The organism is Streptomyces sp. NPDC104814, from assembly GCF_055583185.1.
In genome coordinates, this window is record NZ_JBVJOL010000001.1 from 603,309 (window position 1) to 627,505 (window position 24,197).

General features: G+C 72.4%; 21 protein-coding genes. 12 read left to right on the top strand and 9 right to left on the bottom strand.

All coding sequences use genetic code 11. The features are described 5' to 3' along the window. The first annotated feature begins 3 nt into the window (after positions 1 to 3). The 6 genes from ACZ64A_RS02510 (at position 4) to ACZ64A_RS02535 (ending at position 6,364) form a co-directional block, all read left to right on the top strand. A complete protein-coding gene (locus ACZ64A_RS02510; RefSeq protein WP_469807709.1) occupies positions 4 to 969 on the top strand; it encodes an aldo/keto reductase in 966 nt (321 codons plus the stop codon). A 4-nt stretch (positions 970 to 973) separates the two neighbouring features. Further along, positions 974 to 1,813, top strand: a complete 840-nt coding sequence (locus ACZ64A_RS02515; protein WP_469807710.1) for an HAD family hydrolase — start codon at positions 974 to 976, stop codon at positions 1,811 to 1,813. After that, the gene (locus ACZ64A_RS02520) at positions 1,800 to 2,837 is read left to right on the top strand and encodes a beta-ketoacyl-[acyl-carrier-protein] synthase family protein (protein ID WP_469807711.1); all 1,038 of its coding nucleotides are present in this window, start codon (positions 1,800 to 1,802) and stop codon (positions 2,835 to 2,837) included. Before ACZ64A_RS02515 ends, ACZ64A_RS02520 begins: the two co-directional genes overlap by 14 nt. Before the next feature lie 61 nt (positions 2,838 to 2,898). Further along, positions 2,899 to 4,467 carry an MFS transporter gene (locus ACZ64A_RS02525; RefSeq protein WP_469807713.1) on the top strand — a complete coding sequence of 523 codons (1,569 nt, stop codon included), beginning with the start codon at positions 2,899 to 2,901 and terminating at the stop codon, positions 4,465 to 4,467. Continuing rightward, positions 4,464 to 5,978 (top strand): FAD-dependent monooxygenase, encoded by a 1,515-nt coding sequence (locus tag ACZ64A_RS02530; protein WP_469807714.1) that lies wholly within the window; start codon positions 4,464 to 4,466, stop codon positions 5,976 to 5,978. The genes ACZ64A_RS02525 and ACZ64A_RS02530 overlap by 4 nt, the downstream gene beginning before the upstream one ends. Further along, positions 5,975 to 6,364, top strand: a complete 390-nt coding sequence (locus ACZ64A_RS02535) for a PPOX class F420-dependent oxidoreductase (protein ID WP_361627128.1) — start codon at positions 5,975 to 5,977, stop codon at positions 6,362 to 6,364. Before ACZ64A_RS02530 ends, ACZ64A_RS02535 begins: the two co-directional genes overlap by 4 nt. Positions 6,365 to 6,388: 24 nt before the next feature. Here the strand turns inward: ACZ64A_RS02535 and ACZ64A_RS02540 are convergent, their stop codons facing one another. After that, the gene (locus ACZ64A_RS02540; RefSeq protein ID WP_469807715.1) at positions 6,389 to 6,922 is read right to left on the bottom strand and encodes a cysteine hydrolase family protein; all 534 of its coding nucleotides are present in this window, start codon (positions 6,920 to 6,922) and stop codon (positions 6,389 to 6,391) included. A gap of 63 nt (positions 6,923 to 6,985) precedes the next feature. On the opposite strand from ACZ64A_RS02540, the gene ACZ64A_RS02545 reads away from it, so the two are divergent. The 4 genes from ACZ64A_RS02545 to ACZ64A_RS02560 all read left to right on the top strand — a co-directional run bounded on the left by ACZ64A_RS02545 (position 6,986) and on the right by ACZ64A_RS02560 (position 13,192). Then, positions 6,986 to 7,885, top strand: a complete 900-nt coding sequence (locus ACZ64A_RS02545) for an alpha/beta fold hydrolase (RefSeq protein ID WP_469807717.1) — start codon at positions 6,986 to 6,988, stop codon at positions 7,883 to 7,885. A gap of 22 nt (positions 7,886 to 7,907) precedes the next feature. Continuing rightward, complete coding sequence (locus ACZ64A_RS02550; RefSeq protein ID WP_469807718.1) at positions 7,908 to 8,291, top strand: hypothetical protein; 384 nt, start codon at positions 7,908 to 7,910, stop codon at positions 8,289 to 8,291. Between the two features lie 333 nt (positions 8,292 to 8,624). Beyond that, a complete protein-coding gene (locus ACZ64A_RS02555) occupies positions 8,625 to 11,894 on the top strand; it encodes an AfsR/SARP family transcriptional regulator (RefSeq protein WP_469807719.1) in 3,270 nt (1,089 codons plus the stop codon). Continuing rightward, entirely contained in the window at positions 11,891 to 13,192 is a 1,302-nt protein-coding gene (locus ACZ64A_RS02560; protein WP_469807721.1) for an MFS transporter, read from the top strand. Before ACZ64A_RS02555 ends, ACZ64A_RS02560 begins: the two co-directional genes overlap by 4 nt. A 4-nt stretch (positions 13,193 to 13,196) precedes the next feature. On the opposite strand, the gene narI is transcribed toward ACZ64A_RS02560, so the two are convergent. The 7 genes from narI to ACZ64A_RS02595 all read right to left on the bottom strand — a co-directional run bounded on the left by narI (position 13,197) and on the right by ACZ64A_RS02595 (position 22,394). Then, positions 13,197 to 13,919: a respiratory nitrate reductase subunit gamma gene (narI, locus tag ACZ64A_RS02565; RefSeq protein ID WP_469807722.1), complete on the bottom strand. Its 723-nt coding sequence runs from the start codon at positions 13,917 to 13,919 to the stop codon at positions 13,197 to 13,199. Beyond that, complete coding sequence (gene narJ, locus ACZ64A_RS02570; RefSeq protein ID WP_469807723.1) at positions 13,916 to 14,410, bottom strand: nitrate reductase molybdenum cofactor assembly chaperone; 495 nt, start codon at positions 14,408 to 14,410, stop codon at positions 13,916 to 13,918. The genes narI and narJ overlap by 4 nt, the downstream gene beginning before the upstream one ends. Next, positions 14,410 to 16,026: a nitrate reductase subunit beta gene (gene narH / locus ACZ64A_RS02575; protein ID WP_469807724.1), complete on the bottom strand. Its 1,617-nt coding sequence runs from the start codon at positions 16,024 to 16,026 to the stop codon at positions 14,410 to 14,412. The genes narJ and narH overlap by 1 nt, the downstream gene beginning before the upstream one ends. Further along, entirely contained in the window at positions 16,026 to 19,709 is a 3,684-nt protein-coding gene (locus ACZ64A_RS02580) for a nitrate reductase subunit alpha (RefSeq protein ID WP_469807725.1), read from the bottom strand. The genes narH and ACZ64A_RS02580 overlap by 1 nt, the downstream gene beginning before the upstream one ends. A 128-nt stretch (positions 19,710 to 19,837) precedes the next feature. Then, positions 19,838 to 20,653, bottom strand: a complete 816-nt coding sequence (locus ACZ64A_RS02585; protein ID WP_469807726.1) for an SAM-dependent methyltransferase — start codon at positions 20,651 to 20,653, stop codon at positions 19,838 to 19,840. A gap of 13 nt (positions 20,654 to 20,666) precedes the next feature. Continuing rightward, entirely contained in the window at positions 20,667 to 21,533 is an 867-nt protein-coding gene (locus tag ACZ64A_RS02590) for a helix-turn-helix domain-containing protein (protein ID WP_469807728.1), read from the bottom strand. Positions 21,534 to 21,560: 27 nt separating this feature from the next. Then, entirely contained in the window at positions 21,561 to 22,394 is an 834-nt protein-coding gene (locus ACZ64A_RS02595; protein ID WP_469807729.1) for a helix-turn-helix domain-containing protein, read from the bottom strand. Positions 22,395 to 22,613: 219 nt separating this feature from the next. Between ACZ64A_RS02595 and ACZ64A_RS02600 the strand changes: the two genes are divergently transcribed. Together ACZ64A_RS02600 and ACZ64A_RS02605 are read left to right on the top strand one after the other, a co-directional pair. Further along, positions 22,614 to 22,919 (top strand): 4a-hydroxytetrahydrobiopterin dehydratase, encoded by a 306-nt coding sequence (locus ACZ64A_RS02600; RefSeq protein WP_469807730.1) that lies wholly within the window; start codon positions 22,614 to 22,616, stop codon positions 22,917 to 22,919. Positions 22,920 to 22,950: 31 nt separating this feature from the next. After that, complete coding sequence (locus ACZ64A_RS02605; protein WP_469807731.1) at positions 22,951 to 23,694, top strand: class I SAM-dependent methyltransferase; 744 nt, start codon at positions 22,951 to 22,953, stop codon at positions 23,692 to 23,694. A gap of 227 nt (positions 23,695 to 23,921) precedes the next feature. Here ACZ64A_RS02605 and ACZ64A_RS02610 read toward each other — a convergent pair whose 3' ends face one another. Further along, positions 23,922 to 24,164 carry a hypothetical protein gene (locus ACZ64A_RS02610; protein WP_469807732.1) on the bottom strand — a complete coding sequence of 81 codons (243 nt, stop codon included), beginning with the start codon at positions 24,162 to 24,164 and terminating at the stop codon, positions 23,922 to 23,924. Positions 24,165 to 24,197: the final 33 nt, after the last annotated feature.

The following is a 24,197-nucleotide window of genomic DNA, read 5'->3' on the forward strand; positions in this document are numbered from 1 at the left end:
AAAGTGCTCCTGAGGAATCTGGGCAACACGGGAACCAAAATCGGCAGCGTCGGCCTCGGGTGCATGGGCATGAGCTGGCTCTATCAGGAGTCCGCCCGGGACGACGAGCGCTCGATCCGGGTCATCAACGAGGCACTCGACCTGGGCGGCAACCTGCTGGACACCGCCGACCTGTACGGGGCGGGCCACAACGAGACGCTGCTGGGCCGGGCCGTCGCGAGCCGCAGGGAGGAGGCCGTCGTCGCGACGAAGTTCGGCATCGTCCTGGACGACCTGAAGGCGCGCGAGGCCCACCGCGACAACTCTCCGGCCTATCTGCGCCGGGCGGTGGAGGCCAGCCTGCGGCGGCTGAACACCGACGTCATCGACCTGTACTACGTCCACCGCATCGACCCGGCGGTGCCGCTGTCCGAGACTTGGGGCGCCATGGCGGAACTCGTCGCGCAGGGCAAGGTGCGCTGGCTCGGCCTGTCCGAGCCGACCGTGGCACAGGCCCGCGAGGCGCACGCGATCCACCCGGTGACGGCCGTGCAGTCCGAGCTGTCGCTGTGGACGCGCGATGCCCTGGAGGGCGAGGGCGGCGGTGTCGTCGGCTGGTGCGAGAGCGTGGGGGCGACCTTCGTCCCGTTCGCTCCGCTGGGCCGCGGTTTCCTCACCGGGACGCTGCACGCGGACCAGTTCGAGGACACCGACTTCCGCGCCGCGAGCCCGCGGTTCCACCGCGCCGCGATGGAGGCCAACCAGCGCATCGTCGACGTGGTCCGGGAGGTGGCCGACCGCCGTGCGGTCACGCCCGCCCAGGTCGCCATCGCCTGGACGCTCACGCAGGGCGAACGCGTCGTGCCGATCCCCGGCACGAAGAACTCCCGCTACCTGCGGGAGAACCTGGCCGCGGCGGACGTCCACCTCACCGCGCAGGACCTGGCCGACCTGGACGCGCTGCCCCCGGCCCAGGGAAGCAGGTACTGAGCCGATGAGCGGCATCACCCGACTCCCCGCGAACGAGCGGGCGAGCGGCCCGGCGGGGCCGGCCCGGATCGCGTTCTTCGACGTCGACGAGACGCTCATCGGCCTCAAGAGCATGTTCTCCTTCCTGGAGTTCCACCTCGCCGACCAGGAGCGCTACCGGGCGGCCGCGGACGCCCTGACGCGAGCCGCACGGGCCGGCGTGCCCCGCGAGGAGACCAACCGGGCCTACTACCGCTCCTACGCCGGGATGGAGCGGGCGGCGGTCGCGGAGAGCGGGCGGCGCTGGTTCGCCGCCGTGCACCGGCGCGCCGGGTTCTTCCACGCCGAAGCCGTGGGTGAACTGCGCCGGCTCCAGGGCGAGGGATACCGCGTCGCCCTGGTCTCGGGTTCCTTCCGGGCCTGCCTCGACCCCATCGCGCAGTACCTCGGCGCGGACCACGTGCTGTGCAGCGAGCCCGAGGTGGCCGCCGGCCGCTACACGGGCGAGGTGCTCAGCACCGTGATCGGCGAGGGGAAGGCCACGGCCGCCCGCGCCCTGATGGACCGTTCGGGAGCCTGGCCCGAGGCGTGCGTGGCCTACGGCGATCACGCCTCCGACCTGCCGCTCCTGGCCTGTGTGGGCCGGGCCGGGATCGTCGGGGACGACCCGGTGCTCGTGGAGCACGCCGGCCGTCACGGCTGGATGAGGCTCCCCTCGGCCGTCGGGTCCGCAGCCGCAGCACAGGGGACCGCGGCTGCGGACCCGGCCACCGGCCCGCCCGCCCCGCGGGGTGCGTCCACGCCGTCACTCCTGACCGCCCCCATCACCACGAGCACGGAGGAAATCGACGATGCGACTCGGTAACGGGCTGGGAATCCGGGCCGTCACGACCTGGCTGCCGCAGACCGTGGAAACCGCCCAGGACGCCCTCACCCGCGACAGGATCAGCGAAGAAGACCTGACGAACACCGGAGTCACCGAGGTGCCCGTGGCGGACACCGTCTCGGCACCGGACATGGCGGTGGAGGCGGCCCGGGACGCCCTCGCCGCCGCGGGCTGGGACGGCTCCGCCCTCGGCTTCACCACCCACGCCTGGATCCACCACCAGGGACACGACTTCTGGTCGCCCGCGCACTACGTGGCGCACCGCGTCGGCGCGGTGCGCGGCGTGCCGCTGGGCATCCAGGTGATGTGCAACGGCGGCGGAACCGCCCTGGAGGCGGCCGCCTCCCGGCTCCTGGCCGACCCCGCCACGGGCAGTGCGCTCGTCACCACCGGCGACCGCTTCCCCGACGAGGGGTTCGACCGCTGGGCGGGCGACTACGGCGTCTTCTACGGCGACGGCGCCACCGCCCTGCTGCTGCACGAACGCGACGACACCGCCGACGAGTTCACCCTGCTCGGGTTGTCCAGCGCCGCGGTCTCGGAAGCCGAGGGGCTGCACCGGGGCCGGGACGAGTTCACCCCGGCCGGCCGCTGGACCAGTGACCGGATCGACGTCCGGCGCACCAAGAAGGCGTACATCACCGACGTCGGCCTCGACGGCTTCTACCGCGGGGTGCACACCGCGCTGCGCACCATCGTCACGACGGCGCTGGACGAGGCCGGCATCGAACCGGACGACCCGCGTATCCGCCTCCTCGCCCTTCCCCGGGTCGGCGTCAAGGTCCGCCGCGAGACCTACCATCCGGCGGTCGAGGGCCTGACCAAGGCGGAGATCGTCGAACTCGGCACCCGCACGGGCCATTTGGGCGCCGGTGACATGGCGGCGAACCTGACGGCGATCCGGGAGCAGGACCTGCTCGCGCCGGGTGACATCGCCCTCGCCATCTCGGCCGGCGGAGGCTTCGGCTTCACCTGCGCCGTCGTCGCCCGTCCCGCCCGCTGAACCCACCCACCTCTCCTTCTCCGCATACCCCCATCACCCCCCCACGAAAGGGAAACGCTTCATGAGCACGGCTCGTCCGGACTCCGCACGCGGTAATCCGACGCTGACTCTCGCCGCGGTGTGCCTCGCCGTCCTGGTGCTGCCCGCCTCGCTGACCGGCACCTCGGTCGCCCTGCCGGACATCAGCTCCACGCTGCACGTCGGGCTCGCCCCGCTCCAGTGGGTGGTCAACGCCTACAACCTCGCCTTCGCCTGCTTCATGCTGGGCTGCGGCTCGCTCGCGGACATCCTGGGCCGGCGCCGGATGTTCGCCGCCGGAACCGTTCTGTTCGCCCTGTCCAGCCTGGCCAGCGCGGTGACGTCCAGCATCGTCGTCCTCGACGTGGCCCGTGCGCTCGCCGGGCTCGGCGCCGCCGCGGTCATGACGGCGGGCGCCGCGATGCTCGCCACGACGTTCGAGGGCGCCGCGCAGGCCCGTGCCTTCGCGATCCTCGGCTCGTCGGCCGGTGCCGGTCTGGCGCTCGGCCCGTCGACCGCGGGTGCGCTGGTCAACGCCTTCGGCTGGCGTGCGGTGTTCGTGTCGCACCTGGTCGTCGCCGTGATCGTGCTGTTCGCGGTGCCGGCGATGCCCGAGTCGAGGAACCCCGCCGCCACCAAGGTCGACTGGGCCGGCACCACGACCTTCACCCTGTCGCTGTTCTGCCTGATGTTCGCCATCGTCCAGGGCCCCCAGCGGGGCTGGACCAGTGCGACGACGCTGCTGCTGTTCACCGCCGCGGTCGTCCTGATGGCCCTCTTCGTCGTCGCCGAACTGCGCCAGCGCCAGCCCATGTTCCAGCTCTCGCTGCTCGGCCAGGGCCGCTTCATGGCGGTCTCGCTGATCCCCGTCGCGCTGTCCTTCAGCTTCGTGTGCCTGCTGGTGCTGCTGCCCACGTACTTCACCTCGGCGGCGGGCATGAGCATCAACGCCTCCGGCGCCACGATGATGCTGCTCACCCTGCCCGTCCTGGTGGTGCCGCTCGTCGTCAGCAAGCTGGTCAAGAACGGTGTCTCCACCCGGCTCGTGCTCACCCTGAGCCTCGTCGTCGCCGCGCTGGGCGCCGGCTGGCTCACGCTGATCGCCCCGGACGCGTCGGTGGCCTCGCTGGCCGGTCCGCTGCTGCTGCTCGGCATCTCGATGGGCATGACGGCCGGTCTGGTCGACGGTGTGGCGATCACCTCCGTGGAGCCCACCCAGGCGGGTGCCGCCGCGGGCATGTTCAACACGATGCGCCTGGCCGGTGAGGCGTTCGCCATCGCCGTGATGAGCGCCGTGCTGCTCAACTCGACGCGCTCGCACATCGCCGACGGCCTGCCCGGCATCCCGGGCGCCCGGGGCGCCGACGCGGGCGCCCTGGCCGACCGTGTGATCAGCGGTGACCTGGCCGGCGCCGCCGGCAGCGTCGCCGGCTCCGCCCGCTCCGGTTTCCGTGCCCTGCTGACCGGCGGCTACACCGACGCGCTGCACCTCGTGCTGTGGGTGGTCGTCGCCATCTGCGCCGCGAGCGCGGTGCTGGTGGGCGTGATGCTGCGCGAGCCCGCCCAGCAGACGGCGCCCGCCGAGCCCGCCCCCGAGAAGGCCGTCGTATGAGCACCCCGGCGGATGCGCTGCCCGTCCTCGTCACCGGCGGGGGACCGGCCGGGCTGACCGCGGCGACCGAACTCCTGCGCCGGGGCGTGCCGGTCCGCTGCGTGGACAAGGCCGACGGCCCCACCACCCTGTCCAAGGCGCTCGGCCTGTGGCCGCGCACCGTCGAACTGATCCACCGGGTCGGCGGCGAGGACCTGCTCGCCGCCCGCGCGCTGCCCCAGTCGCAGATGCGGTACTACTCCGACGGCAAGGTCATCGCCGACCTGCGCTACCGTCCCGAGACCCAGCCCCTGATCTGCCCGCAGCCGGACATCGAGGAGGTGCTGCGCTCCAACCTCGCCACCGTCGGGGGAACCGTGGAGTGGGCGACCGAGCTGCTCGGCTTCGAACAGCTCGGCGACCGGGTGCGGGCCACGCTGCGCGGCCCGGACGGCACCGAGCGCCAGGAGGAGTTCGCCTACCTGGTCGGAGCGGACGGGGCGAGCAGCACCGTACGCGGGCACCTGGGTGTCGGCTTCGAGGGCTCCACCTACGAACTGCGATTCGTGGTGGCCGACGTGATGGTCGACACGTCCTTCGACCACCGCATGACGCACTACTTCTGCTCGCCGCGGGGCATCCTCGTGGCCTGCGGTCTGCCGGACGGGCGCTGGCGCGTGTTCACCTCGGCGCCCCCCGGTGTCACCCAGGACGACATCGACCTGGCGGCGGTGCAGCAGCTCGTCGACGAGCGTGGACCGGGCGGCATCCGGCTGCGCGACCCCGACTGGATCAGCGTCTTCAACGTGCACGCCCGGCACGCCGAGACGACCCGGGTCGACCGGGTCTTCCTGATCGGGGACGCCGCGCACATCCACAGCCCGGCGGGCGGCCAGGGGCTCAACACCGGTGTCAACGACGCCCACAACCTGGCGTGGAAGCTCGCCCTCGTCTGGCACGGGCGCAGCGCGCAGCGGCTGCTGGACACCTATGCCGCCGAGCGCGGGGACGTGGCGCGGGCGGTGGTGCGCCAGGCCGACGTGCAGACCCGGCTGTGGCTGCTGCGCAAGCGGCACCAGGTCGTGCTGCGGGACAACGCGCTGCGGGTCGCTTCCGGACTGCGCCTGTTCGACCTCGCCTACATACCCTGGCTCGCCGGTCTGCGCACGAAGTACCGCGCCGACGCGTCGGCCGGAGGCAAGGTCGCCGGCTTCGTGCCCGGCGCGCTCGTGCCGAAGCCGCTGCGCGGCCGCCTCGACGACCTGCGCCACACGCTGATCGTCGCCGGGCAGCCGGACGAGGAGACGCGGGAGCTGAGCCGCTGGTGCGCGGACCGGCTCGACGTGGTCCTCGACGTCCGCACCGTGGCACACCGCGGCCGGCCGGCCCTGGTGCTCGCCCGGCCCGACGGCCACGTGGACATCACCACCAGGGACGCCCGCGCGATGCGGGCCCGACTGACCGACCTGTTCCGGCCTCTGTTCGACAGCCGGCGGGGCGCACACGAGAAAGTGAAGGCACACACCGCATGAGTCTCATTCCGGACAGCCACCGTGACCTGCTGGAACGGCCGCTCTTCGGTCACCTGGCCACGATCCGCCGGGCGGGCGGACCCCAGGTGAACCCGATGTGGTTCTCCTGGGACGGCGAGTACATCCGTTTCACCAACACGACGATCCGCTACAAGTACAAGAACATCACGGCGAACCCGCAGGTCGCGGTGTCCGTCAACGACCCGGAGCAGCCCTACCGCTACCTGGAGATCCGCGGCGAGGTGGTCCGGATCGACGACGACTCCTCGGCGGAGTTCTTCGCGCAGCTCGCCGAGCGGTACGGGATGAAGCTGGACGGGCCGCCGCCGGACGCCGCGCACCGGATCGTGTACGTGGTCAAGCCGACGGCGGTCAGCTACCAGTAGGCGGCCCGGCCGCAGGCCGCCGGGTCAGTTCCCGGCAGCCTGCGCGGCCGTCAGGCCGGCGAACGAGGTGATGCGCGCGCCGGACGCGGCGAGCCGGTCGAGTGCCTCGCGGTGCTGCGCCTCGTCCACGCTCGCGGTGGCGTCGGAGACGACGACCACGTCATGGCCCAGGCGGACCGCCGTCGCGGCCGTGGCGGCGACACCGTGGGCGGTGGACAGCCCCGCGATCACCACCTCGGTGACTTCCTCGCGGCGCAGGAGCGCCTCGAGGTCGGTGCCTTCGAAGGCGTCGAGGCCGTTCTTGGTCACCACGTGGTCGCCGGGGCGCGGCGCGCAGGCCGCCACCAGCTGGTTGGGGGCGGCGGCGATGCCGCCGTCGGCGCCGTCGGCCCGTACGTAGCGGACCAGGACGACGGTCGAGGAGCCGGTGTCCGTGAAGTGTTCTCGCAGTCTTCCGCACGCGTCCGCCACGGCGTCACCGCTGATCGGCTGCCACGGCATGTCGACGATCCACCGTTGCAAGTCAATCAGGACAAGTGCCGTGCGGGCGCGGGTCATGTGTTCCCCCAGGGACGGATGATCGTGGTCCCGACGCACACTACCAAGGGGACATACAGCCCAGTGGAGAGGCCAATCACGACGCGGGACGGGCTGCGGCTGTGGACGGAGACGTTCGGCAGCCGCCGTGACCCGGCGTTGCTGCTGGTGATGGGCGGCACGGTGCCCGGCATCGGGTGGCCGGACGAACTGTGCCGGCTGCTGGCCGCGGACGGCTACTTCGTGGTGCGCTACGACCACCGGGACACCGGCAGATCGGGCAGGTCCGCGGGGGAGTACGACCTCTCGGTGCCGGCCGCGGACGCCGCCGAGGTGATCACCGGGCTCGGGCTGGGCCGGGCGCATGTGGTGGGCCAGTCGTTCGGCGGCATGGTGGCCCAGCTGCTCGCCCTGGAGCGGCCCGAACTCGTGCGGTCCCTGGTGCTGTTGTCCTCTTCCCCCGACGCCAACGGTGACGTCTCGCGCCCGCCGTGCACCGGACTGCCCGGTCCGCGTCCGGCGATGGTGGACCACGTCGCCCGGCTCACGGCGTCACCGCCGCGCGGCCCCGAGGAGTCACTGGCCGCCGCGGTCGACGGCTGGCGGGTGCTGGTCGGGCCCAACGTCCCGTTCGACCGGGTCTACTGGGAGGACCTGGTCCGGCGTGTGGCGTCCCGTGCGGAGGGGCCCGACACCTCCTGGCGCCATCTGACGGCCCTGGACCGGACGCCCCCGCTCACCGGCCGGCTCCCCGCCCTCGACGTGCCGACCCTCGTCGTGCACGGCGAGCAGGACCCGGTCTTCCCGCTGGAGCACGGTGAGGAACTGCGCCGGGTGATCCCCCGCGCGCGGCTGTGGCGTATCGCCGCCATGGGCCACATCTTCCCCCCGCACTGGTCGCCGGTGATCCGGGAGCTGATCGTCGACCACCTCCGCCGGTCCCACCCGTCGGATCACACCGGCCGGCACCCGAGCCGCGCCTGATCCGGACACGAAGGAGACCGTGATGCGCACGAAGGAGACCGTGATGCGCCGTCACCTGACGGGTCGGACCGCTTCCGCGCGGCCCCAGCCGAGAGCGCGGGTGGGCGCGGCGCAGGCCGCCTGCTTCCCGCACGGCGCCGGCCGGCAGACGGCGCCGCCGCGCACGCCGGATGCCGCTGCCTCCGTCCCGCACCCTCCCGCGCCCGGTGCGGTCGTACCACCGCCGCAGATGGAGCCCGCGCCCCGGGACGAGCCCGCGCCGCCGGACGGCGGCGCCGCACGCGCCGACGCGCAGCGGGATTTCCTGCGGGCCCTGCGCAGCCCGCGTCCCCTCCTTCAGCTCGACGACCCGGCGTCGTCGGACCCGCTGACGACGACGATCCGCTGGTTCACCGGAACGGGGTGAGCGGGGGTGACGAACGTGGTGGATTCACCCGCGCGTCATGCCGCCGAGGAGTTCGCCGTGTGATCTACCGAACAACCCGTGGTCACCGGGTTGTCACACCTCTCCCTTATTCTGTCAACCGCACAACCCGACCAGACCCCTGAAGTGCGTATTTCCGCAATGGTGCGTTGCGTGTGACGGGGGCGGTTGTGCGCAGCCTATGGGGGAAGGCAAGAACCACACATGGCAAGAACGGAATTCATCCCTTCGCGGAGTGCCGCCGTGCACCGCGACGGGAACAACTTCGGGATTCTCGGACCACTCTCCGCGTCAATAGCCGGCAATGAAAAGGTCATGGATTCCGGAAAACTCCGGGTCCTGTTGGCCGCCCTGCTGCTGCGGGCCGGAGCGGTGGTCGACAACGACCGGCTCGCCGACTGGCTGTGGGACGAACGCAAGCCGTCGAACCCGCGCGGAGCGCTGCACACCTACGTACGCCGGCTGCGGCTCCTGCTCGGCGACGCCGGCCTGGTGGAGACCGCGGCCGGCGGCTACCGGATCGACCTGCGCGAGGACGAACTCGACCTGACGCGCTTCCGCCGCCTGGTCCTGACCGCACAGCAGACGACCACGCCGGAGGAGCGGGCCCGGCTGCTGGGCGAGGCACTGAGCGTGTGGCGCGGGGCGCCGCTCGCCGACATTCCCTCCGACTCGCTGCGCCAGGACGAGGTCCCGGCGCTCGAGGACGAGCGCCTCGGCGCCCTGGAGGCGTACTTCGAGTCGGAGCTGCACTGCGGCAGGCACGCACAGCTGGTCAAGGAGCTGCGCACGGCCGCGATGGACAATCCGCTGCGGGAGAACTTCTGGAGCCTGCTGATGCTCGCCCTGTACCGCTCGGGGCGGCAGGCGGAGGCACTGGACGTCTACCAGCAGGCCCGCCGCGAACTCGTGGAGCAGCTCGGCATCGAGCCCGGCGAGCGGCTGCGCGCGCTGCACACCGGCATTCTCGAATCCGACCCCTCGCTGGCGGCCCCCGACGGGCCCCGCCCCGGCACGGACCGGGTCGTCACCGTGCCCGCCCAACTGCCGCCGCTCGCCCTGGGGTTCGTCGGACGGGACGACATCGGCGCCCGCGTCGAGGCGGTCCTGCCCCCGGCGCCGGACCGCACCGGGGTTCCCGTCGTCGTCCTGTCCGGGCCGCCCGGCGTGGGCAAGACGGCGCTCGCGGTGTGCCTCGGCCGGCGCGTGCGCGCCGCGTTCCCGGACGGACAGCTCTACGTCAACCTGCGCGGCTACGAGCGGGGCGGGGCCTATGCGCCGCTCCCTCCGGACCAGGTGCTCTCGCAGTTCCTGCGCAGCCTCGGCGTTCCGGCGGACCAGATCCCGGTCGACCCGGTGGAGCAGGCGAACCTCTACCGCTCCAAGCTGACCGGGAAGAACATCCTGGTGGTGCTGGACAACGCCTCCAGCGCCGAGCAGGTGCTCCCGCTCATCCCGGGTGACGCGGGCTGCTCCGTCCTGATCACCAGCAGACGGCAGCTGCGCTCCCTCGCGGTGACCCACGGCGCCCAGGTGATCGGCGTCGGCACGCTCAGCCCGCGGGAGTCCGCCGAACTGGTCACCGGCATGGTGCGCCAGGCAGGCGTGAGCATCGGGCCCGACGTGGTCGACGAAGTGGCCGCGCTGTGCTCGTACCTGCCGCTCGCGCTGCGGATCGCCGCGGCCAACCTCATCAGCGCCCCGGGCGGACAGACCGACGTGTACCTGGAGAGTCTGCGGCAGGGCAACCGCCTCGCCGCCCTCTCCGTCGACGGAGACACGACGTCCGCCGTCTCCACGGCCATCGCCCTGTCCTACGACGCCCTGACGCCGGACGACCGCGCCGTCTTCCGGCTCAGCGGGCTGTTCCCCGGCTCCGACTTCACCCCCGCCGCCGTCTCGGTGCTCGCCGACATCAGCGAGGCGCAGGCGCGGTCCGGTCTGAGCCGGCTGGAGACGGCGAGCCTGCTGCAGCAGACCGCCCCGGGCCGCTACCAGTTCCACGACCTGCTGCGCGAGTACGCGCAGGACCGCGCCGGCGAGGAGAACTCCGCGCAGGAGCGCAAGGAGGCGCTGCGGCGGCTCGGCGGGTGGTATCTCGCCGGTGCCTGCGCCGCCGCCGACGTGCTGTACTCGGAGTTCGTCCGGCTCGCCGAACCGGCCCGGTCCAGCGCGACCTTCGACGCGCCGCGGTTCCGGGACGAGAGCCACGCCATGGCCTGGCTGCTGGCCGAGCGGCGCAACCTGATGGCGTGCGTGCGCCACTTCGGCACCCACGGCCCGCACCACCTCTCCTGGCGGCTGGCCGACGCCCTGCGCGGCTTCTTCTGGACGGGCAAGTACCGCACCGAGTGGGACGAGACGACCCGGATCGGTCTGTCCGCCGCCGAGTCCCAGGACGACGAACCCGGTGTCGCGGCGATGCACCGCAGCCTCGCCAACCTCTACAACACCCTCGGTGACTACGAGCGGGCCATCGCGCACCAGGAGAAGAGCCTCGCCCTGCACGACCGGCTCGGCATGGCCGAGGAGGTCGCGGCCACCCTCAACAACATGAGCCTCGCCCACCTCAGCCTGGGCCGGGGCGCGCAGGCCGAGGAGGCGGCACGGCGGGCGCTCGACGTCTCCCACAGCATCAGCTCGCCCCGGCTGGAGGCCACCACGCAGGGTCTGCTGGGGTTCATCCACTGGACGCAGGGCGACATGGTCCGGGCCACCGAGTTCCTCACGGCTTCGCTGGCCACCGCCGGCACGCTCGGCCTGCACCACATCAACTCCTACAGCCTGCGCAACCTGGGTCTGGTCCGCCAGGCCACCGGGGAGCTGTCCGAGGCGAGGTCCTGCTTCACGCGCGCCCTGAAGGCGTCCGAGTCCATCGACTCCTCCTACGACCGGAGCATCTCGCTGTACGGGCTCGCTCTGGTCGACCTGGACCTCGGCCGGCACGAGAGCGCGCTGGAGTCCGCGCAGCGGGCTCTCAGCTCCTTCCAGGAGTGCGGCGACCGCACCTACGAGGTGCAGACGCTGTGCCTGCTGTCGGCCATCAGCGCGGGTCTCGACGCGCTCAAGGAGTCGGCCGGTTACGCGGCCAGGGCACTGGAGGGGGCCCGGCAGATCCGTTACGTGGACGGCGAGGCGTACGCGCTGGCCCGGCTCGCCGTCATCGACCGGCTGCTGGGCGGCGAGGAGGCCCTCGGACACGCCGAGGCGGCCCGCGTCCTCGCCGAGACCAACGCCAACCGTGTCGCCCGCAGCAAGGTCCTGCTGGAACTGGCCCCGCTCTACCTGGCCCTGGGCGATCCGAGGCGGGCCGAGGAGTGCGCGCAACGGGCGCTGGCCCTGTCCCGGCCGACCGCGCAGCGTCTGAACGTCGCCCGGGCCGAGCACGTCCTGGGCACGGTCGCCGCGCTCGGCGGTGACCACGAGCGGGCGCAGGCGTACTGGACCGGGGCCCTGGCGGTGTTCACCGAGATCGGTGCCGCCGAGGCCGACGACGTCCGTGCCCGGCTCGACAACGGCCCGTCACCGGCGCCGCAGAACACCACGACGACCACGACGACCAGGAAGACCGGGGCCGCATCGTGAGCACCCTTGCCCTCAGCACGACGTCGACGGAGACCGGGCGGGGCGGACTGCGCCGGGTGATGGTCGCCTCGATCGGCAACACCATGGAGTGGTTCGACTGGGGCGCGTTCGTGACCTTCGCCGCGCTGCTCGGCGCGCAGCTCCAGCCGGCCGGCGACACGGCCACGAACGTCCTGCGGACACTGTCCGTGTTCGCCGTCGGATTCCTGTTCCGGCCCCTCGGCGGGGCCCTGATCGGCGCGTACTGCGACCGTCGCGGGCGCAGCGCGGCGCTGCGGCTGTCCCTGCTGATGATGGCGGGCGGCAGCCTGCTGATCGCCGTCGTCCCGCCCTACCGGTCCGTCGGCGTCCTGGCGCCGGTGCTGCTGGTGGTGGGCCGGGCGGTGCAGGGGCTGTCCGCGGGCGGCGAGGGCGCCGCGATGAGCACGTACGTCAGCGAGACGGCGCCGGCCGGGCGGCGCGGCCTGTACTCCAGCGCCATCTACGTCAGCACCACGCTCGGCACGCTCGCGGCAACCCTGCTCGCGCTGCTGCTGCACGCCACGCTCACGCCCGCTCAGCTGGCCGGCTGGGGCTGGCGCGTGCCGTTCGCGCTCGGCGCGCTGCTGGCCCTCTACGGCTGGTACCTGCGCGGGCGGATGGCGGAGACACCCGTCTACGGCGCGGTCCGCGAGCCGGCCCGCAACCCTGCGTGGCAGGCGGTGCGCAGGCATCCGCGCGCGGCGGTCCGGGTGGTCGCCTTCACTCTCGGGGCGACCGTCGTCTACTACACCTTCGCCGCCTACCTTCCGCTGTACGCCCAGCTCCGGTACGGGATGCCGGCGAACGCCGCGCTGTGGGCCGGTGTCGCCGCCCAGGTGGTGTTCATGGCCGCCCTGCCGGTGCTCGGCATGGCCGCCGACCGGTTCGGGCGCCGTCCGCTGCTGCTGGTGTTCGGCGCCGGGTTCGTGTGTCTGTCGCCGCTGTTCATGGGGGCGCTGTCGGGCTCGGCCGTGCGGCTGTTCACGGTGATGACGGCCGCGCTGCTGCTGTTCGGCTGCTATGCCGCGGCGGCGCCGGTGGCGACGCTGGAGATGTTCCCCACCGCCCTGCGCTCCAGCGGGGTCGGGCTGCCGTACGCGCTGACCGTCGCCGTGTTCGGCGGCACCGCCCCCTATCTGATCGAGTACCTGGCCACGCACGGCCACGCCGACTGGTACCGCTGGTACGTGGCCGGTCTCTGTCTGCTCAGCACGGTGTCGTTCGTCCGGTACCGCGAGACGAAGGACGTCGACCTGACGGTCGTGGGACGGACCTGACTCCTCAGCCGCCCGTCCGCTCCCAGCCCCGCCGCTCCGGGCGGGGCCCCAGCCGGCGCGGGTCGCGGCTGCGGTAGACGACGTACGGCCGGAACAGGTACTGCACCGGCGCGCTGAACATGTGCACCAGCCGGGTGTACGGCACCAGCGCGATCAGCGCCATGCCGGCCACCGCGTGCACCTGGTACAGCACCGGTACACCCTCCATCAGCTGCGTCCTCGGCTGGAGCGTGAACAGGCTGCGCGCCCAGGGGCCGATCGTCGTGCGGTAGTTGTAGCCGTCGCCGGAGGAGTGGGTGAGCTTGGCGGCCATGCCGAGCACGAGCGCGGCCAGCAGCACCAGGTACATCAGCTTGTCGTTGACGGTGGTGGCCCGGAACACCGGCGCCTTGGTGCGCCGCCGGTAGACCAGCAGGGCGATCCCGGCGACCGTCAGCGCCCCGGCGGCGGTGCCGCCGTACAGCGACAGCAGATGGTAGGCGTGCTCGCTCACCCCGAGCGTGTCCGTCCACGACATGGGCACGAACAGCCCGATCAGGTGCCCGGCGAGCACGAACAGGATGCCGTAGTGGAAGGCCGGTGAGGCGATGTTCAGCAGCCGCGACTCGTACACCTGTGAGGAGCGGGTGGTCCAGCCGAACCGGTCGTAGCGGTAGCGCCACAGCAGACCGGCCACCAGCAGGACGAACGCGACGTAGGGCAGGGCGCCCCAGAGCAGGGTGGTCATCGGCGCACCTCGGTACGGGCGGGCGGCAGCGCGGCGCACACGGCGTCCAGGACGGCCGCGTACGGGGTGCCGAACGCGGTCAGCCGCGCCCGGAGCTGCTCCAGCCCGTCGCGGTACTCGGTGAGCAGCCCGGTGTCGCCGGTACGGGAGGTGAACTCCAGCACCGCGGGCAGGAAGTCCGGCAGTTCCTCGTCGGTGAACTCCAGGCCGTGCGCCCGGTACTGCTCCTTGAAGCGGACCAGTGACATCCCGCGGCGCCGGGTGTCGCCGTCGCGCCACCAGCTCAGGTAGAGGCTGTGCCGGTTCTTCAGGTCGAAGACCCGCACATAGTGCGCGGCCAGCTCCTGCGGCTCGGTGACGGCGGCGTGATCGGTGAACTCCCGCAATTGCGGCGCCGCCTCGCGCAGCAGCGGCAGCCGGGCGAACAGGTCGTCGTCGGGGTAGGTCAGGCAGAGCGCGGCCGCCTGGTACAGCACGGCGTCCGAGGGCATCAGGGTGCCTCCTTCGGGTCGGCCACCTCGGCTTCGTCGTCCGCGGTCTGCCTGCGGCGCAGCAGGTGGAAGTTCTCCACGGACACCAGTGGCAGCCTGCGGCGCCCGGAGTCCCCGCCGAACGGGCCGTCGCCGCCCATGCCGGGGCCGCCGTCGAACTCCAGCGAGCACTCGTCGGGCAGCGCGGACTCCTCCAGCCGGCGGGCGTCGCCGACGGCGGCCGTCGGGATGACGTACCGGTCCTCGTACTTGGCGATCGCCAGCAGCCGGTACATCGCCTCGATCTCGTCCGGTTTCATCCCGGCCGCCGCGGCCACGGCGGCGTCCGGCTCCTCGCCGAGGTTGATCGCCCGCATGTGGGAGCGCATCGCCGCGAGCCTGTCCAGCGACGCCCGCACGGGACGTGTGTCACCGGCGGTGAAGACCTCGGCCAGGTACTCCAGCGGAATGCGCAGCGTGTCGATCGCGCCGAACAGGTTGGCCGCGTCCTCGCCGTCGTGCCCGCTCTCCGTCAGCGCGTCGACCACCGGCGACAGCGGCGGGATGTACCAGACCATCGGCATCGTGCGGTACTCCGGGTGCAGCGGCAGCGCCACCCGGTAGCGGCTGATCAGCGCGTGCACCGGGGAGCGGCGGGCCGCCTCAAGCCAGTCGTGCGCGATGCCCGCCTCCTCGCAGGCCCGCCGCACGGCCGGGTCGTCCGGGTCGAGGAACACACCCAACTGCGCCTCGTACAGATCCTGTTCGCTGGGCGTGGCGGCCGCGGCGGCCACCCGGTCGGCGTCGTAGAGCACCACCCCGAGGTAGCGCAGCCGGCCCACGCAGGTCTCCGAGCACACGGTGGGCAGCCCCACCTCGATCCGCGGATAGCACAGGGTGCACTTCTCGGCCTTGCCGGTGCGGTGGTTGAAGTACACCTTCTTGTACGGGCATCCCGTCACGCACATCCGCCAGCCCCGGCAGCCGTCCTGGTCGACCAGGACGATCCCGTCCTCGGTGCGCTTGTACATCGCCCCGGACGGGCAGGACGCCACACAGGACGGGTTCAGGCAGTGCTCGCAGATACGCGGCAGATAGAACATGAACGTCTGCTCGTAGGCGAACCGCACCTTGTCGGAGGCCTGCTGCCGGGTGCGCTCCACCATCGGGTCGAGGTCGCCGTAGGCGGGCGCGCCGCCGAGGTTGTCGTCCCAGTTCGACGACCACTCGATCTTCATCGGCTTGTCGGTGATCGACGACACCGGCCGGGCCACCGGGAAGTCGTCACCGAGCGGGGCGTCGGTGAGGTTCTTGTAGTCGTACGTCCAGGGCTCGTAGTAGTCCTTGATCTCCGGCAGCCGAGGGTTGGAGAAGATCCCGGCGAGCTTCCTGAGCCGGCCGCCCGCCTTCAGCCTCAGCGCCCCGCGCCGGTTCAGCTCCCAGCCGCCGCGCCAGCGGGACTGGTCCTCGTAGCGGCGCGGGTAGCCCTGGCCGGGCCGGGTCTCGACGTTGTTGAACCAGACGTACTCCATGCCCCGCCGGTTGGTCCATGCCTGTTTGCAGGTGACCGAGCAGGTGTGGCAGCCGATGCACTTGTCGAGGTTCATCACCATGGCGATCTGGGCCATCGGACGCATCAGTACTCGACCTCCTGAGCGCGGCGGCGGATCACCGTCACCTCGTCACGCTGGTTGCCCGTCGGGCCCAGGTAGTTGAACGCCCAGGACAACTGGGCATAGCCGCCGACCAGATGGGTCGGTTTGAGGATCAGCCGGGTCAGCGAGTTGTGGATGCCGCCGCGCATCCCCGTCGTCTCCGTCTTCGGCACGGCGACCGTGCGTTCCTGCGCGTGGTGCATGTACACCGTGCCGGGCGGCATCCGGTGCGAGACGACCGCGCGGGCGACGACCACGCCGTTGCGGTTGACGGCCTCGATCCAGTCGTTGTCCGTGACGCCGATCGCGTCCGCGTCCTGCGGTGACATCCAGATCGTCTGCCCGCCCCGGGAAAGCGCCAGCATGAACAGGTTGTCCTGGTACTCGGAGTGGATGGACCACTTGTTGTGCGGGGTGAGGTAACGCACCGTCACCTCCCGCTGCCCGTCGGGGCCGAGGCGGGGTTCACCGAACAGTTTGTTCATGTCCAGCGGCGGCCGGTACACGGGCAGCGCCTCGCCCAGTTCATGGATCCAGTCGTGGTCGAGGAAGAAGTGCTGGCGCCCGGTGAGGGTGTGCCACGGCTTGAGATGCTCGGTGTTCAGCGTGAACGCCGTGTAGCGCCGCCCGCCCGCCTCGCTGCCCGACCACTCCGGCGAGGTGATGACCGGCACCGGCGCGGCCTGGGCGTCGGCGTACGTGACCCGCTTGCCCTCGTGCTCGGCGGCCAGCTGGGCCATCTCCTGCCCGGTGCGCTCCTCCAGCGTGCGGAAACCCTGCGTGGCCAGGCGCCCGTTGGTCGTGCCGGACAGGGCGAGAATGGCGTTCGCCGCCTTCACGGCGGTGTCGAGCGAGGGCCGCCCCTGGTGCCCGGTGCCGTTCAGCTGCCGCAGCCGCTCCACCTCCTCGTCGGGCCTGAGCGCGATGCCCTTCGCGGGCAGGCCCAGCTCCTCCGCCAGCGGTCCCAGGGCGGCGAACTTCGCGCCGATCTTCGTGTAGTCGCGCTCCACGACGGTCAGGTTCGGCAGGGTCTTCCCGGGCTCCGGATCACACTCGCCGCGCCTCCAGTCCCGCACCACCCCGCCCGGCTGCGCGATCTCCCCGGGTGTGTCGTGCTGGAGCGGCGAGGCCACCAGGTCCTTGCGCACGCCGAGGTGGTCCACGGCCAGCTCGCTGAGTTTCTCGGCGAGCGCCTTGAACGCCTCGAAGTCGGTGCGCGCCTGCCACGGCGGGTCCACGGCCGGGGTGAAGGAGTGCACGAAGGGGTGCATGTCGGTGGACGACAGGTCGTGTTTCTCGTACCAGGTCGCCGCCGGCAGCACGACGTCCGACAGCAGTGTGGAGGAGGTGTGCCGGAAGTCCAGCGACAGCAGCAGGTCGAGTTTGCCCTCGGGCGCCTCCGCACGCCACACCACGTCCCTCGGGCGTTCGGCGGGGGCGGCCTCCTCGGCGCGCAGCGAGGAGTGCGTGCCGAGGAGGTGCTTGGTGAAGTACTCGGCGCCCTTCGCCGACGAACCGAGCAGGTTCGCCCGCCACAGCGTCAGCACCCGCGGCCAGTTCTCCGGCGCGTCGGGGTCCTCGCAGGCGAACTTCAAGGTGCCCGCCCGCAGTTCGGCCACCACCTTCGCCACCGGATCACCGAACGCCTCGCCCAGCTCCAGCGGGTTGCGGTCGAACGTCGGATACGACGGCATCCAGCCCGAGCGCGCCGACAGCGCCAGGCAGTCCGCGCCCGTCATCCCGGCGAGGCGTCCCTCGGCCAGCGGTGAGGTCAGCACATCGGCGCGGAAACGGTCGTAGCGCCACTGGTCGGTGTTCAGGAACCAGTACGCCGTGCCGATCATCTGCCGGGGTGGCCGCGACCAGTCCAGACCGGCGGCCAGCGTGGCCCAGCCGGTGACCGGACGGCACTTCTCCTGCCCGACGTAGTGGGCCCAGCCGCCGCCGTTGCGGCCCTGGCAGCCGGTCAGCTGGAGCAGGGCCAGGAAGGCCCGGTAGATGGTCTCGGAGTGGAACCAGTGGTTGGTGCCGGCGCCCATCAGGATCATGCAGCGGCCCTTGGACCGCTCGGCGGTCCGCGCGAACTCCCGCGCGATGCGCACGCACGCCGCGGCCGGGACCGAGGTGTGCGCCTCCTGCCAGGCGGGCGTGCCCGGCGCGCCGGCGTCGTCGTAGGAGGCGGGCCAGCGGCCCGGTAGGTCAGGGCGCCCCACGCCGTACTGGGCGAGCAGCAGGTCGAAGACGGTCGTCACGAGCGGACCGTCGGCGCCGCCCAGCCGGGTCGCCGGCACGCCCCGGCGCAGCACCTCGCCGCGTCCCTGCCCGTGCGGGCCGCCCTCGGTGTCGAAGCGGGGGAGCAGCACCTCCACACCCGCCGCGACCCGGCTGCCGTACAGGCTCAACTGCGGTTGCACCGAGCCCAGTTCCAGGTTCCAGCGGCCCTTGCCGGACTCCGTCCAGCGAAAGCCCAGCGAGCCGTTCGGTGCCACGGCCCGGCCGGTCGCCGCGTCCAGCACCACCGTCTTCCACTCCGCGCCCTCCGACCGGTCGCCGAGATCGGCCGCCCGCAGGAACTTGCCCGGCACGTACCCCCCGTCGCGCGCGGTGAGGGTGACGAGGAAGGGCAGGTCGGTGAAGCGGCCCACGTAGTCCGCGAAGAACGGGGTCTCCCGGTCGACGAAGAACTCCTTGAGGATCACATGGCCCATCGCCAGGGCCAGCGCGCCGTCCGTGCCCGGGTGCGGGTGCAGCCACTCGTCGGCGAACTTGGCGTTGTCGGCGTAGTCCGGGGCGACCACCACGACCTTCTGGCCGCGGTAGCGGGCCTCGGCCATCCAGTGCGCGTCCGGGGTCCGCGTGACGGGGACGTTGGAGCCCCACATCATCAGATACGCCGCGTCCCACCAGTCGCCCGACTCCGGCACGTCGGTCTGGTCGCCGAAGACCTGCGGGGAGGCCACGGGCAGGTCGGCGTACCAGTCGTAGAACGACAGCATGGGGGCGCCGATGAGGGAGTGGAAGCGGGCCCCGGCCGCGTGCGACACCATCGACATCGCGGGGATCGGCGAGAAGCCGGCGATCCGGTCCGGGCCGTACGTCTTGATCGTGTGCACCTGGGCGGCGGCGACGATCTCCACCGCCTCGTCCCAGGTCGCCCGCACCAGGCCGCCCTTGCCGCGGGCCTGCTGGTAGCGGCGGCGGCGCTCGGCGTCGTTCTGGATGTCGGCCCAGGCCAGCACGGGGTCGCCGAGCCGTTCCCGCGCCTCGCGGTACATCTGCAGCAGCACGCCGCGGATGTAGGGGTGGCGCACCCGGGTGGGGGAGTAGGTGTACCAGGAGAACGCCGCTCCGCGCGGGCAGCCCCGCGGCTCGTACTCGGGACGGTCCGGGCCCACCGACGGGTAGTCCGTCGCCTGCGTCTCCCAGGTGATGATGCCGTCCTTGACGTACACCTTCCAGCGGCACGAGCCGGTGCAGTTCACGCCGTGGGTGGAGTCGACGACCTTGTCGTGGCTCCACCGGTCCCGGTAGAAGGCGTCGGCCTCCCGGCCACCGGTCAGCCCGATGCTGTGCAGGTCAGGCGCGGGCGTACCCGGCCGGAAGAACCGGCCGGCGCGCAGCAGGGCCGCGCCCGGCTCGGTGGGCGGTATGCGCGTGTCGCTCACGGGCCCTCCCTTGCTCGCCCTCAGGGCCGACGCTAGGGGCGGCAGGGTTCGGGCACCTGTCCAGCGCATCCGTACGGGTCAGGGGGACCGGCGGGCCGGGGGAGGGGGAGGCGGCGACGGCGTGTCGGTCAGGGCTTGCGGGCGACCCCCGCGTACACCGGCACGATGCCCTCCGCCTGGGCGGCGACGTCCACCGGCTCCGGTCGCCAGCCGGTCACCGGGATCACCCCCGGGCCCAGCAGCTCCAGCCCCTCGAAGAAGCGGGAGAACTCGGCGAGCGGTCGCGGGTAGAACGGGGTGCCGCTGCGCCGGAAGTTCTCCGCCGCCTTCTCGATGGCCTGCGGGTTCAGATCCGGGGTGACCTGGGACAGGATCAGATGGCTGCCGGGGGCGAGTGCGTCGACGTACCGCTGGACCAGGCCGTGGACGTCGTCCCCGTCCGGGTCCGCGCTCAGGTAGTGGGTGAGGGCGACCAGCGACAGCGCGACCGGCCGGTCCAGGTCCAGGGACTCGGCGGCCCGGGCGAGCAGCGTGTCCACGTCCCGCACGTCGGCGTGCACATAGTCCGTGGACCCCTCCGGCGTGCCGCGCAGCAGCGCCTCGGCGTGCCGCAGCACGATCGGGTCGTTGTCCGCGTACACCACCTTCGCCCCCGGAGCCACGCCCTGCGCGACCTGGTGCAGATTGGGCTCGGTCGGGATGCCGGTACCGATGTCGAGGAACTGGCGGACGCCGGCCTCGGCCACCGTGCGCACCGCCCGGTGCATGAACCGGCGGTTGGCGCGGGCGCCGCGCACCACGGTGCCGTCGACGGCGAGGATGCGGCGGGCCAGTTCCTCGTCCACCGGGTAGTTGTCCTTGCCGCCCAGCCACCAGTCGTACACCCGGGCCGGGTGCGGCCTGCCGGTGTCGATACGGGGCGGCGCGGTGTCGGATCCGGTCATGTGCGGTGCTCTCCTAGCTCAGCCGGTCACGGTGGTCCGTGAGGATCTTCTTGGTGCGCTCGGCGGACGCGGCGTGCGTCGTCAGATGGTCCAGCACCTCCAGGTGCACCGCCACCTCCGAGCGGGAGTCCAGGTACAGCGCACCGCTGAGGTACTCGGAGACCACCATGTCGGGCAGCTCCGGCTCCGCGAAGCGGAACAGGGAGAACGGCGCGTACGTCCCCGGGTGCGGACCGGAGGCGAACTCGGCGATCTGCAGCGTGACCCTGTCCCGCTCGCCGAACTCCAGCAGCTTCTCCAGCTGCTCCCGCATGATCGCCGGGTCGTCGCCCACCGGGCGCAGCAGCACCGTCTCGTCTATGACCACCCACAGATGGGGCGCGTCCGGGCGCTCCAGCAGCCGCTGCCGCTCCATGCGCAGCCGCACGTGCCGCTCGGTGGCCGCGGGGCTGCGCCGCCCGATCGTGCCGGACTCCAGCACGGCGCGCGCGTAGCCCTCCGTCTGCAGCAGCCCCGGCACGAAGTGCGGCTCGTAGGAACGCATCAGCCGCGCCGCGCCCTCCAGGCTGACGAACAGACTGAACCAGTCCGGCAGCACGTCGTGGAAACGCTGCCACCAGCCGGGCCGGTTGGCCTCCTCCGTCAGCGCCACGAACTGCGCGGCCTCCGCCGCACCGACGCCGTAGGCCTCCAGCAGCACCTGCACGTACGGGACCTTCAGCGCGACCTCGGCCGTCTCCATCCGCCGCACCGTCGCCGGGGCCACCCGCAGCACCTGCGCGGCCTCCTCGCGTTTGAGGCCGGCCGCCTCCCGCAGCTCCTGCAGCCGTCTGCCGAGCACCACCTGGCCCACCGTGGGCGCGGGCCGCCGCTCGCTCACCCCGTCCCTCCCCAGTGCCGTGTCCCGTCAATCGCCCAGGGAATGAAGGTACTTCACTGTGGCGGGGTCGGCAGGGAGGAACGACTCGATCGCCAGCTCGGCGACCGTGATGTCCATCGGCGTGTTGAACGTGGAGATCGACGAGATGAACGACAGCACCCGGCCCTCGTGCTCGATCCGCAGCGGCAGCGCGAAGTACGGGTAGGGCTCCTCCGGCTCGGTGTCCGACGCGGAGCCCTCGGGCACCGGGTAGGCCGCCACTTCCTCGTACAGCTCGCGCAGTTCCTGCGAGCGCTGCAGCGCGATCTGCCGCTCCATCTGCGCCAGCAGATGGCCGCGCCACTCGCGCAGGTTGCGGATGCGCGGCGCCATGCCCCGCGGGTGCAGCGTCAACCGCATCGCGTTCAGCGGTGGTTCGAGCAAGTCCTCGTCCACGCCCTCCAGGAACATCATGATGCCCCGGTTCGCCGCCTGAACGGTGTACAGCCCGTCCACCACCAGTGCCGGATACGGCTCGTAGCCCTGGATCAGCCGCTCCATGCCGTCCCGCAGCGCACCGAGCGCCGGGTCGTCCAGCGGGGTCTGCCGGTAGCGCGGAGCGTAACCGGCCGCCAGCAGCAGGGCGTTGACGTCCCGCACCGGCACCTCCAGGTGCTCGGCGAGCCGCAGCACCATCTCCTCGCTGGGCCGCGAGCGGCCCGTCTCGATGAAGGAGATGTGCCGGGCGGAGGAGTCGGCGCGCAGCGCGAGCTCCAGCTGACTGACCCGCCGTCGTACCCGCCAGGCCCGCAGCAGCGGGCCGAAGCCCTGGCCGGCGGGGGCGGTCGGGGAGGGGGCGGTGCCGGACGCGACAGTGGTCATGGGCACGACCGTATCCGAGGCGGGCCCCGGCCGCGGCGCCGTCGTGCGGCCGGGGGCGCCGGAGCGCCGGGGAGCCCTCACGACCGGCGGGTGCGGTGGCGCCGTCCGCGCGGCCGGATCCGGGCCCCGCCGGGGCGGACGTACCGCGTCGACCAGCGCTCTCGGCGCCGCGCTGTGGCAGGCTGGACGCGTACGCGACCCCGCTGAAGGGAGCCCGGCATGGCCGTCGAACCGCTGTCGCAGAAGGAGATCGAGGACCGGCTGGCCGAGCTGCCGGGCTGGTCCCTCGACGGGGACCGCCTCGCCCGCTCCTACCGGCTGGCCTCCCACTTCGCGGCGACCGCGATGGTCATCCACATCGCCCAGGTGCAGGAAGAGCTGAACCACCACTCCGACCTGACCCTCGGCTACAACACCGTCTCCCTCACGGTGAGCACGCACAGCGCCGGCGGCGCGGTCACCGAGCTGGACTTCGAGCTGGCGCGCCGCGTGCAGGACCTGGCCCCGGGCCACGGGGCCGACTGACCGGCACACGCGGACGAGGGGGGAGCGGGCCGTGCTGGACTACGACAAGGAAGCCGAGCGCTACGACGCCCTGCGCGGCGGCGAACCACGGGCCGCCGCGGCGGCGGACGCCGTGCTGAGCCTCATACCGCCGACCGCGCGGCGGATGCTCGACGCCGCCTGCGGCACGGGCATCGTCACCCGTCGGCTGTCCGCGGCCCGCCCCGGTCTCGCGGTCACCGGCGCCGATCTGGCCGAGACCATGACCCGGCACGCCGCCGCCCGCCTGCCCGGCACCGTCGTCCGCGCCGACACACGCCGTCTGCCCTTCGCGCACGCCGCGTTCGACGCGGTCACCAGCGTGTGGCTGCTGCATCTGCTGGGCTCACCGCAGGACGTGCGCACCGTCGTCGCCGAGTGCGCCCGGGTGCTGGTACCCGGCGGGGTGTACGTCACCACGGTCGACAAGGCCGCCGCGCACAACGTCGGCAGCGACATCGACGCCGTCCTCGCCTCCCGGCCGCCGAGCGAGGCCCGGGACGCCGCCGGCCTCGTCGAGAAGTACGCCACCGAGCACGGCCTGGTCCCGGCCGGCGAGGCACGCTTCACCGGACGCGGTCAGGGCCGCAGCCCGCGCCGGACGATCGCCGACCTGCGCCGCGGCTGGTTCGTCACCCTGCCGCCCGGCCGGCCCCTCACCGAGCAGTACGCGGCCCGGCTGGCCGAACTGCCGGACCAGAACCGCCCCCGCCCGGACCCACAGTTCACACTCCGAGCATTCCGCAAGCCCCGGTAGCCCCGCCACCCTCCCCTTCCCCGACACCGACCAGCGAACGCCCCCGCCGTCTTCCCCGAGACCAGGGCAGGGCCGTAGGGACCACTCCAGCTCCTTCCTCCGCGACGGCATGCCGACCCGGCCGAGAGCGGCCGCCTCCGCGTCGTGAGCGTCCGCAGGCGGAACACGGAAGCCCCCGGCCGACGGGCGACGCCGACCGGGGGCTTGCCGTTGTCCGTCTCCCCCGGTTACGCCGCTTCCTCGAGTGCGGCCTTCTCCGGGTTCCTGATCACGGACCGCACCCACGCCGGCGTCAGGCCGAGGCGTGCCGCCAGCACCTCCACCGGCACACCGCGCTGGTGCGCTCGCCGCAGGGCCTCGTTCCGCCGCAGCAGAGCCCGCCGCGCGGCCTCGCGTCCTGCCAACCGCTCGAAAATCACCGCCAGCGTCACCGACAGCCGGCCCACCGTGTCGTTCCACCAACGCCGCAAAGATGTCTCCCGTCGTCGTGAAGCAACTGCACC